Genomic DNA, 15,528 nt, shown 5'->3' on the forward strand with positions numbered 1-15,528 from the left:
TTCAGAAGAAGAAGCCTCTAAATATAAGTTAGTATCCTAATTTAATGTTTAAACTTGAGTGATCTTGTCTATATAATCACTAGAATTAATTAGAGAAAGGTGATTATTAATTATGACTAAAAAAGTAGCAATCATTCTTGCAGATGAATTTGAAGATATTGAATTAACTAGTCCAAAAGAAGCTATAGAAAATGCAGGATTTGAAACTGAAATTGTTGGAGATACTGCAAACCATGAAGTTGTAGGAAAACATGGCGAGAAAGCTACAGTACAAGTAAGTATTGCTGATGCTAAACCTGAAGATTATGATGCATTATTAATCCCTGGTGGTTTCTCACCTGACCATTTACGCGGAGATGCAGAAGGACGTTACGGCACATTTGCTAAATACTTCACTAAAAATGATGTTCCAACATTTGCAATTTGCCATGGTCCATTAGTATTAATTGATACTGATGATTTAAATGGTCGTACATTAACTGGAGTATTAAATGTACGTAAAGACTTATCTAACGCAGGTGCTCAAGTGGTTGATGAATCAGTAGTAGTTGATAACAATATTGTTACAAGTCGTACACCTGACGATTTAGATGATTTCAATAGAGAAATTGTTAAACAATTAGAAGCTTAATTCTTATTCTTATAAATATCGTATAAGATTTTATATGAGCTATCGGTAAAGTCATTCTTTATCGATAGCTTTTTTAATTATTTAAAAAAGTCTTAGAAATAGATATGCCATGTTGTTTAGAACTTGCTACACCTCGGGACTGATTTTTAACGTAAGCTATAGATAAACCATACAACTACTGGTACACTCACTTTAAGAGGGTGAGTTTGAGAAAAGGAGTAAACGCATGAAAAGAACTGAAAAATATGCGGATTCTTATAATGAGCAACGTTCTGAATCACGTAGACCTCATTATAATACGTATTACCAACCAGTAGGTAAACCTCCGAAAAAGAAAAAAAGTAATAAGATTTTATTGAAAATACTAATTATAGTCATTGTACTCGTAGCAATATTTATGGGAGCAATGTATGTCTTATCTTCAAGAGCTAACGTGGATGATTTAAAATCAATTGAAAATAAAAGTAATTTCGTTTCTGCAGATAACATGCCTAATTATGTTAAAGGTGCCTTTATTTCAATGGAAGATGAACGTTTTTATAAACATCATGGATTTGATTTAAAAGGAACTACACGTGCATTGTTTTCAACAATTAGTGATCGTGATGTACAAGGAGGTAGCACGATTACTCAACAAGTAGTAAAAAATTATTATTATGATAATGAACGCTCTTTCACTAGAAAAATTAAAGAGTTGTTTGTAGCCCACAAGGTTGAACAGCAGTATAACAAAAATGAGATTTTAAGTTTTTATGTTAATAATATTTATTATGGTGATGACCAATATACACTTGAAGGTGCTGCAAATCATTATTTTGGAACAACTGTTAATAAAAACAATCAAAGCATGCAACAGATTACTGTATTGCAAAGTGCTATATTAGCTAGTAAAGTCAATGCACCGAGTGTGTATGATGTTAATAATATGTCATCTAATTATACGAACCGTGTAAAAGCTAATTTGGAAAAAATGAAGCAACAAGATTTTATTACTGATGAGCAATATAAAGAAGCAATGTCACAATTAAGCAATTAATCTTTTATAAAGGTGTCTACTTTCATCATTCAAAAGTTGAAAGTAGACGCTTTTTTGTATTTTCAAAAGGTTTATTGTGAATGGTTATCTTATTTTTTAATTCGGAACAAATGTGCCATAATAATATTAATTGATATAGTGTCCATTTTCAGAAAAAGGTGGGATGAGATATGCCAAAGATAACGAAGCTTGAGGTTCAAAAGAAGAATAAAGAGCGATTCAATCTTTATCTCGATGGAGAGTTCGAAATGGGGATTGATATAGATACGCTTGTGAAATTCAATTTGAAGAAAGATCAAATGTTAGAGCCTCAAGATATGGAACAAATTCAAAAATATGACCACTATCGTCGTGGAGTCAATATGGCGATTCAGTATTTATCATTTAAAAAACGCACGGAAAAAGAAGTACGTCAATATTTGGAAAAAAATGATGTTTCACAAAATGCAATCGAACAGGTAATAGAATATTGTTATAGAGAAAAATTTATTGATCATGAAGATTATGCAGAAAGTTTAAAAAATACGATGATTCGAACGTCAGATAAAGGGCCTGAAATATATAAACAGAAATTATATCAATTGGGTATTGAGCCAAAGATTATCGATCATTATACGGCTTTATATGAAGAACAACAACCACTTGAAGATGTAATAAAAGTGGGGAACAAAGTCATGAAAACGAAAAAAGGTCCTGTGGTTAAAGTAAAACAAAAGGTTTCCCAAGCCTTAATGCAAAAAGGTTTTACCCTTGAGACGATTCAAGCGACGATGAATGAATTGAATTTTTCGCAAGATGACGAGACCTTAGATAATTTATTGCAACGTGATTTAGAGAAAGTCTATAATAAAAATTGTAAAAAATATGATGGTCAAAAATTAATGATGAAAACCATTGAAGCGCTTATGAGAAAAGGTTATAAGTATGATAAAATTAAATCAAAATTAGAAGAAAGTGGTATAACAGATGGTACAGAAGAAATTGAGTGAGATGTCTGAACAAGAATTAAGACATGAAATTCAAACATACAAAGAGAAAATGCGTAAAGCTGAAATGAATGGAATTATGAATGAATACGATGTGTACCAAAGTAAAGTCATCATTGCAGAAAGCTATCTGGTTGATCGTAATAAAGTTGAAATTGGAAAAATTTACAAATTGAACGATGGCAGCGAACAATACTTTAAAGTAGAGAGATTAAAAGGCGTCTTTGCTTGGGGCTTCAGAATAAAAAGTAGCGAACCAGAAGAAGGTCTACCATTAGCATTATTAAAAATTTAGAAGGATGTATAATCAATGGGAAGTTCAATTGTTTTAAGGTTACTAAAAGTAACGCATTATTATAGGAATAAACGAGCAAAGAAATGGTACCTACCTTTTGGTTATGGTGCAGAAGATATTAATTTAAATAATATTTCTTTACATATATATCAAGGTGAATCATTAGGAATAATTGGTGAGCCGGGTTCTTCTAAAACGCTAATAGGCAGAATCTTAAGTGGAACGGTTAAGCCTGATAAAGGTAAGGTTTCCCGAACAGAGAATCTGTTTTACGGTGATATGGAAGACCGGAAAGTAGCACACCAATCTGTACAAGAATATGTTGACGAGATGGTGCAACTATTTCCCTACAAAGCGAGTAGTCATAAGGCTGAACAAATTATCCACTGGGCTCATTTAGCTGAGCAAGGTGAAAATAGTATTTCTAATCTAACAGAAGCTGAATATGCGCAATTACTTCTCAGTATCGCTCGTTCTTGTCAAAACAAAATTATTATATTGAGTCATGTACTCTCGCATTTAGATGATGTGTTTTTCAAAAGAGCGATTGAATTATCAGATGATTACATAAAGAATAATAGTACACTCGTTTTAATAGATAACGATATTGATAAAATTAGCGAAACGACTAACTATATTACGTGGGTTTCTCACGGGCAAATTAGAAAGGAAGGCTCACTTAATCAAGTTTTACCTATTTTTAAAGAACATGAAAAAGACCGCAAAAGTTTAGATTCAAAATCGCAACTGGAAAATTTTGATTTAGATTGGAAAAAGAGTCGTACGCGTATGCCTGAGATGACTTATAACTTTAAGAGAATAGAGCGCTATAATCACGCTAAACCACCAGTATTTTTAGTGAGAATATTAACTCTGTTTGCAAGTTTCTTAATCGGACTTACGTTAATGGGCATATTGCTTTTCAATGATTTAGGAAGGGTTCATGTTTCTGAAAATTACACTCAAGCTTCAATTCAAAATCAAAATAAAGATCCATATGAAGATAAACTCACTTACGGTATTGCTTTAGATGGTTCAACCACATTGAGTGGTACACAAGATTCGACTCTACCTAAATATGGCGTGGCTACGATTACTGGTGAAAATAGTAAAAAATATAGAGTAGAAATGGATCATAAAATATATACAGTAGGCAAAAATGAATTATTCAATTTTAATCCTGCAGGTTTATATGAATCGCATAGTTTTAAAACGTTAATGCCATACATTAAAACAAACTATAGTACATATTATGAATACTTCAATAGTCATTTACATCAAAAGCATAACAAAGTGACTAAAACATTGGTCCCAGAAAAAGATAATCGTTATGTAGTTCCTATTACACAACAACCACTAAATATGATTTTTGGAGACAATGATACGTTAACAGGCTTTGTAATTCCAATGGAACATAAAACTGACTTAAAGAAAAAATTTAACATTAAAAAAGATGTTTGGATTACGAAATCAGGTAGTGGCTATTTTATTGCTGATATGAAAGATGACAAATGGATATATATTGAATTGTAGGTGTGAAAATGATAGATAATATAATACTATACTTGAAAAACTTGCCACATCTTATCACTTATTGTGTTCGTAGGTTAAAGAAAATTTGGAAATGGTTTGCTATGAGCCTTGTAATAGGGATTATCTTAGTATTAGGTTTAGAGGGCATTTTCGATATAAATCATAATACGGATATCGCTCAAGGAAGATGGTTATTTAGAGTGACATCGTTAATTGTATTTGGTCACATTGTACTTTCTGTATACTTAAGTTATAAGTTTTATAGAAAAGATTATATGGTAATGAAATCATTCCATATTTCATCAGTAACGCCTACTATAGTAATTGCACTATTGGCATTCGTAGACATGTTTATTCTTGGTTTAATTATTGCGTTCTTGAAGCCAATTAACTTTGAGACATCTTTATTGTCGCTAATTTATTATTTGATTATGACTAGTATATTTATCGGTGTTATTGCTGTTACTTTTGGTTTATTGAAATTTATACTCAAACGTTTCGACACAATTTATTTTATAATGAGTGCGATTTGTTTCTTTATAGTTCCAATTTTATTCATTCCTAAAACGCACTTATCGATAGTAGATCATATTTTAATGTTAAATCCCGTTTATTATCTTGTTCATGGTAGTGCACAGTCTATTATATTCGGTGCAGTAAGTATGAATAACATTCCATATCATATTTACTTTATTCTCTTTTTAGCATTAATGTGTGTGATTAACTATGCATTAGTTCGCTATATCGCTTTTGATAAATATGATAGTTTAAATGACACTCACCTTGAAAATGATTTAACACATCTGAGTAATGATAATGGCAAGAAATTAGAACATGATGGTGTATTTAACAATAATGAAAATGCTAATGAAGATAATGAAATGATTGGTAAAAATGAATAGCACTGTATTTAGTTATTGATATATAGTTAGATAAAGACCAAGGCACCCCTTATCATTAATTGGAGAAAGGGGTGCCTTGGTTTCTTTATATGTTATTGTGAAAATAGTTTGCGTTGTAGTTTGTCTTCGCTAAATACCCAACCGATGTAAGAGTGGTCGATTTCATTGTCGTGAGTTAAATGTGCAATTGCAACAAATGAATAACGTCCATTATTAAGGTATCTTAAATCCATTAATCGAATTTCTGTTGTACCATCTTCTAAAGGTGTGGTTTGCCAACGATAAATGGATGAAAAATTTAAAAAAGTAAATATATCTTTATTACCTTTAACCTTCCAAAGTAACGAATCAGGCGTCATAGCTTGACGTTTTACCTTATCAGTAAATTCTACATCTTTCCACCGAGCAGTTCCAACATAATCATGTTTATCGGTTTGAATTGCCACACGCCAAACATGAAATTTCATTGTCGGAGCTACAAACACTTTTACAGGATTATGAGAATTTTCAATTTGAGTTAACGCTTCTTTTTTAATAGATGATTGCATCATAAAACGTATTACATAATAAATCACTAGTATTGCTACGATAGGGAAGAATGCGAAATACGGATGTATGCCTAAAACCCAAAGTAATACACCAATACATAAAAGAGTGAAAATAATAGGGTCAAATGTACTAATGACACTTAACTGAATCCACTTATTGGTTATGGGTCTAAGTGCTTGGGTACCGTAAGAATTAAATATATCCACAAACACATGTAAAAATACTGCAAGTTGAGCCCATAGCCAAACATGTAGTGGATTAGTGTTGTTAAAAATAACGAATATTAAAAAGGTTATCAAAATTGGCCATAAAATAGTGAAAGGTATGGAATGGGTAATTCCTCTATGATGAGAAATATAGGTCGCATTATCTTTTAGTTTTAAAACAGTATCACCGTCAGGTATTAATGAACCAGCAACAAGGGTGGTTGCAGTTGCTGCAAATGAACCTGCCATGACGGGATCTTGTGTTGCTAATGCAGTGAGACCTACACCCATAACTATATGTGTGGCTGTATCCATAAATGCTCACTCTTTTCATCTTTATTTAATATATATTATAATCTAAAAGTCGCTATAACAAAATCAACTTACTTCAATTGACGAATCTTTTGAAAGTGGAGATTTATTTGAGATGCATCACAATCGAAAAAGTAGAAAGGACAAATGGCATGTATCAAGAGGAATCTTTTAAAAAGAGAATTGTGGAGTGGTTTAACAAAAATCAGCGTGAAATGCCTTGGCGAGAAACAACTAATCCATATTACATATGGCTTAGTGAAGTAATGTTGCAACAGACACAAGTTAACACGGTTATTGACTATTATCATAGGTTTGTTAATCGATTTCCTACAATAGCAGCTTTAAGCGAAGCACATGAGGACGAAGTGCTTAAATATTGGGAAGGCCTAGGTTATTATAGTCGAGCTCGTAATTTTCATACAGCTGTTAAAGAAGTTGAATCTCAATATGGTGGAGAAGTCCCGTCTGATCCAGATCTTTTCAAAAAATTAAAAGGCGTGGGTCCTTATACGCAAGCAGCAGTGATGAGTATAGCGTTTAACCAACCTTTAGCAACTGTTGATGGTAATGTCTTCCGAGTATGGTCTCGATTGAACAATGATTATCGTGATACGAAATTACAATCGACACGTAAAGCGTTTGAGGAAGAGTTAAATCCATATGTTCAAGAAGATTCAGGGACATTTAATCAAGCTATGATGGAATTAGGTGCACTCATTTGTACACCGAAATCTCCTTTATGTTTATTTTGCCCAGTGCAAGATAATTGTGAGGCTTTTCATGAAGGGACGACTGAAGATCTTCCAATTAAAACTAAAAATATTAAAAAGAAAACTATCAATCAAAAAGTATTTCTTATTAGAAATAATAATGGACAATATCTACTTGAAAAACGACAAGAAAAATTGTTGAACGGAATGTGGCAATTTCCTATGAGGGAAGCAAGTGTAGCTGATAATTTATTAACTCAAGAATTAGGAGTTAAAGTCGAAACTTTAGAAGAGCCCATCTTTGAATTACGTCATCAGTTTACCCATATGACTTGGAATATTAAAGTTTATAGTGTACCTACATCTATAAATCTCTCGGAGAATGAACTCCCCTCAAACATGATTTGGTTTAATTTAGATAACAGGGATAATCATACATTTCCTGTATCAATGGACAAAATATACCGTTTTATTGTTGGATAAGAGCTTAATACAGCGGTTAATATAGTGCCTTTATTTATTAAGCAAGTGTATCAAAGTATGATATAATCTAAATGGCTAAAAATAATAAAGGTGGTGTGGAGTATGGTTAAAGAGTCCATACCTAAAGAAGGAGAAACGATTAAAATTCAAAGTTATAAACATGATGGCAATATACATCGTGTTTGGTCTGAAACGACAATTCTAAAAGGGACTGACCATGTGATTATAGGTGGGAATGATCATACGTTAGTAACTGAAAGTGACGGACGCACATGGATTACAAGAGAACCAGCTATTGTCTATTTTCATTCGGAGTATTGGTTTAATGTTATTTGTATGTTTAGAGAAGATGGGATTTATTATTACTGTAATTTATCATCACCTTTCGTGTCCGATGAAGAAGCGCTAAAATATATCGATTATGATTTAGATATTAAAGTTTATCCTAATGGTAAGTATCACTTACTCGATGAAGATGAGTATGAACTACATATGAACCAAATGAACTATCCTCATGATATTGACGTTATTTTGAGAAGAAATGTCGACATCTTACAGCAATGGATTGAGCAGAAGAAAGGACCGTTCGCTCCAGATTTTATTAAAGTGTGGAAAGAGCGTTATAAAAAGATTAGAGATTATTAAGCAAAAAAGATGTAATACATGATTCTTTGCTTTATATTATTAAAAGTGTCGAATGATTATAAGAATCATGATTTAAATGTATTGCAATCTTGTAGTTCAATGAGTTTAACATCTTTAAGATTTACAACATTATATTGAAGTCTCGTATTGTATTTTAATATCAGAGGTTGAAACATTATCATGACAGTGCTTATGAGTATAAAGTAAGCGAATGAAATGTATTCAACCTCTGTTCATTTTTTAAAAAATAAATTGCGTTTATCACGGGGGGTAAAAGCGCATGATTAAACGATATTTAAAATTCGTCAAACCATATAGATATCGTATTATTGCAACTATTATCGTGGGTATTATTAAATTTGGTATACCTATGTTAATACCGTTATTGATTAAATACGCTATAGATGGAGTAATTAATAACCACTCACTATCAAATAGTGAAAAGTTTAGTCATCTTGCAATCGCAATTGGCATTGCTCTATTTATATTTGTAATAGTACGTCCGCCCATTGAATATATCAGACAATATTTAGCTCAATGGACAAGTAACAAAATTTTATATGATATCCGTAAACAACTATATAATCATTTACAAGCTTTAAGTGCACGTTTCTACGCAAATAACCAAGTTGGACAGGTGATTTCTCGCGTTATTAATGACGTAGAACAAACAAAAGACTTTATACTTACAGGGTTAATGAATATTTGGTTAGACTGCGTTACTATTATCATCGCTTTATCTATTATGTTCTTTTTAGATGTTAAATTAACTATTGCAGCTATTTTCATTTTCCCATTCTATATTTTAACGGTTTATTTCTTCTTCGGAAGATTGAGACAATTGACACGTGTACGTTCTCAAGCACTTGCTGAAGTTCAAGGTTTCTTGCATGAACGAGTTCAAGGTATGTCAGTGATTAAAAGTTTCGCTATAGAAGATAATGAAGCTCAAAATTTTGATCACCGTAATAGTCATTTTTTAAAGCGCGCCTTTCAACATACACGTTGGAATGCCTATTCATTTGCAGCAATAAACACTGTAACAGACTTAGGGCCAATTATTGTAATAGGCGTTGGCGCATACTTAGTTATTAATGGTGCTATTACTGTAGGTACACTTGCAGCATTTGTAGGGTACTTAGAACAATTATTTGGACCTTTAAGAAGACTTGTTTCTTCATTTACTACTTTAACCCAAAGCTTTGCTTCGATGGACAGAGTTTTCCAACTTATGGATGAAGATTATGACATTAAGAATGGTATCGGTGCGCAACCTATTGAAATTAAAAAAGGGCAAATCGATTTGAAGAATGTCAGCTTTAAATATAATGATAATGAATTAGAAGTTTTGCATGATATTAATTTAACAATTAATAAGGGCGAAACTGTAGCTTTTGTTGGTATGAGTGGTGGTGGAAAATCAACTTTAATTAGTTTAATTCCACGATTTTATGACGTTACGTCAGGTGAAATTTTAGTTGATGGCAATAATGTGAAAGATTTCTTAACAGGTAGTTTAAGAAATCAAATTGGTCTCGTTCAACAAGATAATATTTTATTTTCAGACACTGTGAAAGAAAATATTTTATTAGGTAGACCTGATGCAACGGATGACGAGATAGTTGAAGCGGCCAAGATGGCAAACGCGCATGACTTTATTATGAATTTACCTGAAGGCTATGACACTGAAGTCGGAGAGCGAGGCGTGAAACTTTCTGGAGGACAGAAGCAACGTCTTTCAATTGCACGTATATTCTTAAATAATCCACCGATACTTATTTTAGATGAAGCAACCAGTGCGTTAGATTTAGAAAGTGAAGCTATTATACAAGAGGCGTTGGATGTATTAAGTAAAGATAGAACAACTTTAATTGTAGCTCATAGGCTGTCTACAATTACGCATGCAGATAAAATAGTGGTTATGGAAAATGGTCAGATTGTTGAAACAGGTACACATCAAGAGTTGATCCAGAAACAAGGTGCGTACGAACATTTATATAGTATTCAAAATTTATAAACTGCTTGAATCAATAATAATTAAATATCTTAAAAATGATAAAGCACCACCTTTACTATAATTAATGTGAGTAAAGGTGGTGCATTTTTAGTTACAAATCAAAGTCCTCATCAGAAATGTCGATGTCTGAATCTGAATTATGATATTTAAAGAAGCTTAATCGAATTCTATCGAGATGTTCTAAGTGATATCTATATTCCTCAATAGCAGCTATAATTTGCATTACATTTGCATAAGAGTATTGCGTTTGGTAAGGATTTTGAATTAACTCTTGTTGAAATGCGTCCATCAAGTTTTTCTTTAGTGGGTTGTCTACTTCGTAATCAAGTTTTGTAACATCATATCTCGCTTTTTTAGAAAGGCTCTTATAGATTTGTTCATGAACTGCTACTAACGAATCAAGTTCTAATTTAATTTGTAATAATAGTTGATTATTAAGTTGATGTAAGTCATTTTGGTAACGTGACATACGGTTGAGTACTTCGTAAGCCTGTCTTGTCGTTCCTACTACTTCTTTAAATAATATCTTCTTTCTATTCTGCTGATAAATATGTTTTTTAGTCAAAGGTTTCTCTTCATGATAATAATTGTAGATTTGCTCTAATTTATTGATACGTGAATTAAGTTGATCACCATCCTGCTTAATATTATGAAATTCTGAAGTATCATTAAGCACAAGTTTGAACCATACAAAAATATCTGAAGAAATATTTACAGAATTATAATAGATTTTGGTTTCAAATTTAGGAGGTAAGAAGATTAAATTGACTATTGAGGAACTTAAAACACCTATCATAACAAGAGCGAATCTGAAGAATGCTGCTACATAGAAGGAACCTGTATGTTGACCCATAATGATTAAAGCCGTCACACTTGCTAATGTAGCAACATGAGCTAGGTTAAATTTAAACAAAATCGCAATTAACAATATAACCGTTACGCCCATTATTATGAAGTTATCACTAAAAATAGTTACCATAGTAACGGCGAGTAGAGCACCTATAATATTACCAATCGCTTGTTCAGATACTGTTTTAATTGAACGATAAACGCTTGGTTGCATCGCTACGACAGCACTGACACCAGCAAGTGCCTTTAAGCCGATATTATCTGGAAGTAAAGAAGCGATAGACATAGCTAATATAATTGCTATACCAGTCTTGAAAATCCGAGCTCCTAGTCTCAAATATAACGCTCCTTTGATTTATGATTTAAATATATTAATACATACTCTCATTCATTATTGTTATACACCGAGACGCTAAATTTTTCAAGCTTATACATAAAAAGATTTGCCTATTAGCTGGTTAATCTTTTTCTAATAAAAATACCCCCACCTATAATGGTAGGGGGTTAAGTCTTAATTATTTTTCATTTGGCTAAATGCATAGTCAGCAGCTTCTATAGTTTTATCAATATCTTCTTCGGTATGCTCAGTAGTTAGGAACCATGCTTCAAATTTAGATGGTGCTAAATTGATACCTTGATTTAACATTAACTTGAAGAACTTCGCGAAAGCTTCGCCATCAGAATTTTCTACTTGTTCATAGTGAGTAATTTTTTCATCCGTAAAATATAACGTCATAGAGCCATATATTCTATTTATCGTAGCAGTAATGTTGTGTTTATCGATTAACTTAAGTAATCCATCCTCAAGACGTTTTCCTAATTTGTCTAACTTTTCATAAACACCATCTTGTTCTAAAACTTCTAGTAAAGCAATTCCTGCTCTCATTGATAATGGATTACCTGCCATTGTACCAGCTTGATATGCTGGACCTAATGGAGCGACATGTTCCATGATGTCTTGTCGACCACCATAGCCACCGATTGGTAAACCACCGCCAACTATTTTACCAAAAGCAGTTAAGTCTGGTTTTACTCCTAATAAATCTTGTGCTGCCCCATAATGGAAACGGAAAGCTGTAATAACTTCATCATAAATGACTAAAGTTCCGTTATCATGTGAGATTTTATTAACTTCTTCTAAGAATCCAGGTTGAGGCATAACCATACCAAAGTTACCTACAATGGGTTCGACGAGTACGCCTGCGATTTCATCGCCCCAATAATCAATTGCTTCTCTATATGAATCAATATCATTAAATGGTACAGTAATCACTTCTTGTGCCACACTTTGAGGCACCCCAGCAGAATCTGGAGAACCTAATTGTGAAGGGCCACTCCCTGCAGCAACTAAAACTAAATCAGAATGTCCATGATAAGATCCTGCAAATTTAATAATTTTATTTCTTTTAGTATAGGCACGTGCCACTCTAATTGTTGTCATAACAGCTTCTGTACCTGAATTAACAAAACGGATCTTTTCTAATGAAGGAATGGCATCTCTTAACTTCTTAGCAAAATCAATTTCAAGTTCAGTAGGAGTACCATATAACACTCCTTTGGCAGCTTGATCTTGAATTGCCTCTGTAATATGTGGATGCGCATGTCCGGTAATTATTGGACCATACGCCTGTAAGTAATCGATGAATTTATTACCATCTACATCATATAAATAAGCTCCATGACCTTCCTTCATCATTACAGGTGCACCACCACCTACAGCTTTATATGAACGAGAAGGTGAATTAACGCCACCTAGTATATATTCATTAGAGAGTTTCTGAAGACGTTCGCTTTCAGTAAAATTCATATCTATCAACCTCTTTTAATTTAATATTTTCATTTAATATCGTATCATAAAATCAACATTATTAAGAAATGGGTGAGCATATGTTAACCAAAGGCGAAAAGTTTCCATCATTTTCATTGGAGAATCAAGACGGAGAAGTAGTTACAAATGAGACATTAAAAGGGCGTAAGGCAATATTATATTTTTATCCTAGAGACAATACACCAACTTGCACAACTGAAGCATGCGACTTTAGAGATAACTTATCTGAATTTAATGATTTAGATGTAGATGTTTATGGAATTAGTGGAGATTCTAAAAAGAAACATCAAAACTTTATTGAAAAACATCAACTCAACTTTGACTTACTTGTAGATGAAGATTATAAACTTGCTGATGAAGCGGGGGTATATCAATTAAAAAAATCTTTTGGTAAAGAGAGTATGGGGATCGTTAGAACTACATTTGTAATCGATGAAAATGGGTATATTATTGACGTAATTGAAAAAGTTAAAGTTAAAACTCAAATAGAAGAATTAAAAAATATCTTGGAGTGAGTATATTGAAAATCGTAAGTCTAAGAAGATTAAAAGATTTAGAGGAACAGTTGATAAAACAATTTCCTGAACAGGAATTCAAATTTTATAAAAAAGCTCAATTTATTCCAACTGAAGATAGAGAATCACTAGATATTTTAATTGGTTATGATGGCGATATAGATCAAGCATTTTTAGAAGAGTGTAAAAACTTAAAATGGATTGCATGGTATGCTACTGGAGTCAATAATCTCCCACTAGATTATATTAATGATAGGGGCATTATTTTAACAAATGGCAGAGGTGTCCAAGCAAAACAACTATCAGAATTTATAATGACGTTTATATTAGATGATTATAAGAAAATGAGAACATCTTATGAAAATCAACGTGCACATAAGTATGACTCAAAGCTAACGGGTGAGAGAGTTAACGGTAAAACACTTTTATTTTTAGGTACTGGCGCAATTGCCCAAAAGACTGCATATTTAGCTCAAGCATTTGGAATGAAAGTTATCGGTGTAAGTAAATCAGGACATATGAAAGATTACTTTGATAATACTTATACTATAGAAGAAATGGATGATGTATTAGCGGAAGGTGATGTGATAGTTAATTCACTCCCAGAAACCCAAGAAACTATACATCTACTTAAAAAACACCATTTTGAGGAAATGAAAGACGAAGCATTATTTATAAATATAGGTAGAGGTACGATTGTGAAAGAAGAACTTATTATAGAAGTTTTACGAAATCGTTTGATTAGACATGCATATTTAGATGTCTTTGAAAATGAACCTCTATCAAGTGATAACCCGCTATATGATTTAGATAATGTTACGATTACTGCACATATTACTGGTAATGATAAAAATATAAATCGTGATGTAACTGCAATATTTGAAAAGAACTTAACTCATTTTCTCAATAAGAACAGCGTAATTGAGAATGAAGTAGATCCAAATAAAGGGTATTAGTTGAAAACATCATGTACTTATTGACATTTATAATCTTCAACAGTTATATTAATATTAAGTAATAATTATTATTAACTAGAAAGATGGTGAATTCAATGAGTGCGGATTTAGAGTCAATTGAACATGAACTTGAAGAATCAATTGCGTCTTTAAGAAAAGCAGGAATACGTATTACGCCTCAAAGACAAGCAATTATACGTTATCTCATTTCTTCACATTCACATCCTACAGCGGATGAGATTTACCAAGCACTTTCACCTGATTTTCCTAATATAAGTGTTGCAACTATCTACAATAATCTAAGAGTATTCAAAGATATTGGTTTAGTAAAAGAATTAACGTATGGTGACGCATCAAGTCGATTTGATTTTAATACACATAATCACTATCACGTTATTTGCGAAAAATGTGGTAAAATCGTAGACTTCCATTATCCTCAACTTGATGAGGTTGAACATTTAGCTCAACATGTTACAGATTTTGATATCACTCATCATCGAATGGAAATATACGGAGTATGTAAGGAATGTAAAGAAAACGAAAATAATTAAAAGCCTAAAAGTTTAAGGTAGTAGCCTTTAAAGGTTGCTACCTTATTTTTTATGAATTAATTAGGTGCAAATTTGTAAGTTTTCCTATTTATTAGGATATCTCTAGTTAGATGATGATCTTAAGAGCGAATTACACTATTAAATCTAATTATTCTTAATCAAGAAACTTATTCACAGATAAAGTAATTTTAAACTTAAAAACTCTTTGAAAGTAATTGACGTTATTGAGCTAACTTGATATTATATAAAAGTCGTCAAAAACAGATTAATTAATTGAAAACTTGAAGTAAAAAACTTTAAGTTAATGTTAATAAAGTGTAATTTTGACTATTGAACTTTCTTGCGAAACATTATAAGATATTATTTGTTGAATTAATCAACTACAAACAAGAAATAAATTAATGAATTTAATTCTTGACAGTTTAAGTTGATTTCGATACAATAATGTATTGTAAGTGTTAAATGAACATTGAAAACTGAATGACAATATGTCAACGTTAATTCCAATAAATGTAACAAAA

General features: G+C 32.0%; 15 protein-coding genes. 12 read left to right on the plus strand and 3 right to left on the minus strand.

What is annotated here, in order from left to right; translation table 11 throughout:
* The first annotated feature begins 112 nt into the window (after positions 1–112).
* The 6 genes from CM54_RS11020 (at position 113) to CM54_RS11045 (ending at position 5,383) form a co-directional block, all read left to right on the plus strand.
* The gene (locus CM54_RS11020; RefSeq protein ID WP_002435935.1) at positions 113–631 is read left to right on the plus strand and encodes a type 1 glutamine amidotransferase domain-containing protein; all 519 of its coding nucleotides are present in this window, start codon (positions 113–115) and stop codon (positions 629–631) included.
* Between the two features lie 226 nt (positions 632–857).
* A complete protein-coding gene (gene sgtB / locus CM54_RS11025; RefSeq protein WP_002435910.1) occupies positions 858–1,667 on the plus strand; it encodes a monofunctional peptidoglycan glycosyltransferase SgtB in 810 nt (269 codons plus the stop codon).
* Between the two features lie 170 nt (positions 1,668–1,837).
* Complete coding sequence (gene recX, locus CM54_RS11030) at positions 1,838–2,656, plus strand: recombination regulator RecX (RefSeq protein WP_002435941.1); 819 nt, start codon at positions 1,838–1,840, stop codon at positions 2,654–2,656.
* The gene (locus tag CM54_RS11035; RefSeq protein WP_002445497.1) at positions 2,634–2,948 is read left to right on the plus strand and encodes a YfhH family protein; all 315 of its coding nucleotides are present in this window, start codon (positions 2,634–2,636) and stop codon (positions 2,946–2,948) included. The genes recX and CM54_RS11035 overlap by 23 nt, the downstream gene beginning before the upstream one ends.
* A 15-nt stretch (positions 2,949–2,963) precedes the next feature.
* On the plus strand, positions 2,964–4,481 hold the full coding sequence (locus CM54_RS11040; protein ID WP_002435950.1) for an ATP-binding cassette domain-containing protein: 1,518 nt from the start codon (positions 2,964–2,966) through the stop codon (positions 4,479–4,481).
* A gap of 8 nt (positions 4,482–4,489) precedes the next feature.
* Positions 4,490–5,383: a membrane protein gene (locus CM54_RS11045; RefSeq protein WP_037551206.1), complete on the plus strand. Its 894-nt coding sequence runs from the start codon at positions 4,490–4,492 to the stop codon at positions 5,381–5,383.
* A 92-nt stretch (positions 5,384–5,475) separates the two neighbouring features.
* Here CM54_RS11045 and CM54_RS11050 read toward each other — a convergent pair whose 3' ends face one another.
* Complete coding sequence (locus tag CM54_RS11050; protein WP_002435893.1) at positions 5,476–6,453, minus strand: metal-dependent hydrolase; 978 nt, start codon at positions 6,451–6,453, stop codon at positions 5,476–5,478.
* 149 nt (positions 6,454–6,602) lie between these two features.
* On the opposite strand from CM54_RS11050, the gene mutY reads away from it, so the two are divergent.
* The 3 genes from mutY (at position 6,603) to CM54_RS11065 (ending at position 10,308) form a co-directional block, all read left to right on the plus strand.
* Complete coding sequence (gene mutY / locus CM54_RS11055) at positions 6,603–7,646, plus strand: A/G-specific adenine glycosylase (RefSeq protein WP_030063572.1); 1,044 nt, start codon at positions 6,603–6,605, stop codon at positions 7,644–7,646.
* 102 nt (positions 7,647–7,748) lie between these two features.
* Complete coding sequence (gene ntdP, locus CM54_RS11060) at positions 7,749–8,291, plus strand: nucleoside tri-diphosphate phosphatase (protein WP_002435932.1); 543 nt, start codon at positions 7,749–7,751, stop codon at positions 8,289–8,291.
* Positions 8,292–8,571: 280 nt separating this feature from the next.
* Positions 8,572–10,308, plus strand: coding sequence for an ABC transporter ATP-binding protein (locus CM54_RS11065; RefSeq protein WP_002435897.1), 1,737 nt, complete (start codon positions 8,572–8,574; stop codon positions 10,306–10,308).
* Positions 10,309–10,399: 91 nt separating this feature from the next.
* On the opposite strand, the gene CM54_RS11070 is transcribed toward CM54_RS11065, so the two are convergent.
* Positions 10,400–11,494, minus strand: a complete 1,095-nt coding sequence (locus tag CM54_RS11070; protein WP_002435931.1) for an FUSC family protein — start codon at positions 11,492–11,494, stop codon at positions 10,400–10,402.
* Between the two features lie 174 nt (positions 11,495–11,668).
* A complete protein-coding gene (locus CM54_RS11075; protein WP_002435901.1) occupies positions 11,669–12,964 on the minus strand; it encodes a glutamate-1-semialdehyde 2,1-aminomutase in 1,296 nt (431 codons plus the stop codon).
* Between the two features lie 80 nt (positions 12,965–13,044).
* Here CM54_RS11075 and bcp point away from each other — a divergent pair, with 80 nt between their 5' ends.
* The 3 genes from bcp to perR all read left to right on the plus strand — a co-directional run bounded on the left by bcp (position 13,045) and on the right by perR (position 15,007).
* Positions 13,045–13,500 (plus strand): thioredoxin-dependent thiol peroxidase, encoded by a 456-nt coding sequence (bcp, locus tag CM54_RS11080; protein WP_037551208.1) that lies wholly within the window; start codon positions 13,045–13,047, stop codon positions 13,498–13,500.
* 5 nt (positions 13,501–13,505) lie between these two features.
* Positions 13,506–14,456, plus strand: a complete 951-nt coding sequence (locus CM54_RS11085; RefSeq protein WP_037551210.1) for a phosphoglycerate dehydrogenase — start codon at positions 13,506–13,508, stop codon at positions 14,454–14,456.
* 95 nt (positions 14,457–14,551) lie between these two features.
* Positions 14,552–15,007: a peroxide-responsive transcriptional repressor PerR gene (gene perR / locus CM54_RS11090; protein ID WP_037551212.1), complete on the plus strand. Its 456-nt coding sequence runs from the start codon at positions 14,552–14,554 to the stop codon at positions 15,005–15,007.
* Positions 15,008–15,528: the final 521 nt, after the last annotated feature.

The sequence above is a fragment of the Staphylococcus sp. TE8 genome (genome assembly GCF_000692055.1).
GTDB classification, from domain to species: Bacteria; Bacillota; Bacilli; order Staphylococcales; family Staphylococcaceae; genus Staphylococcus; species Staphylococcus capitis.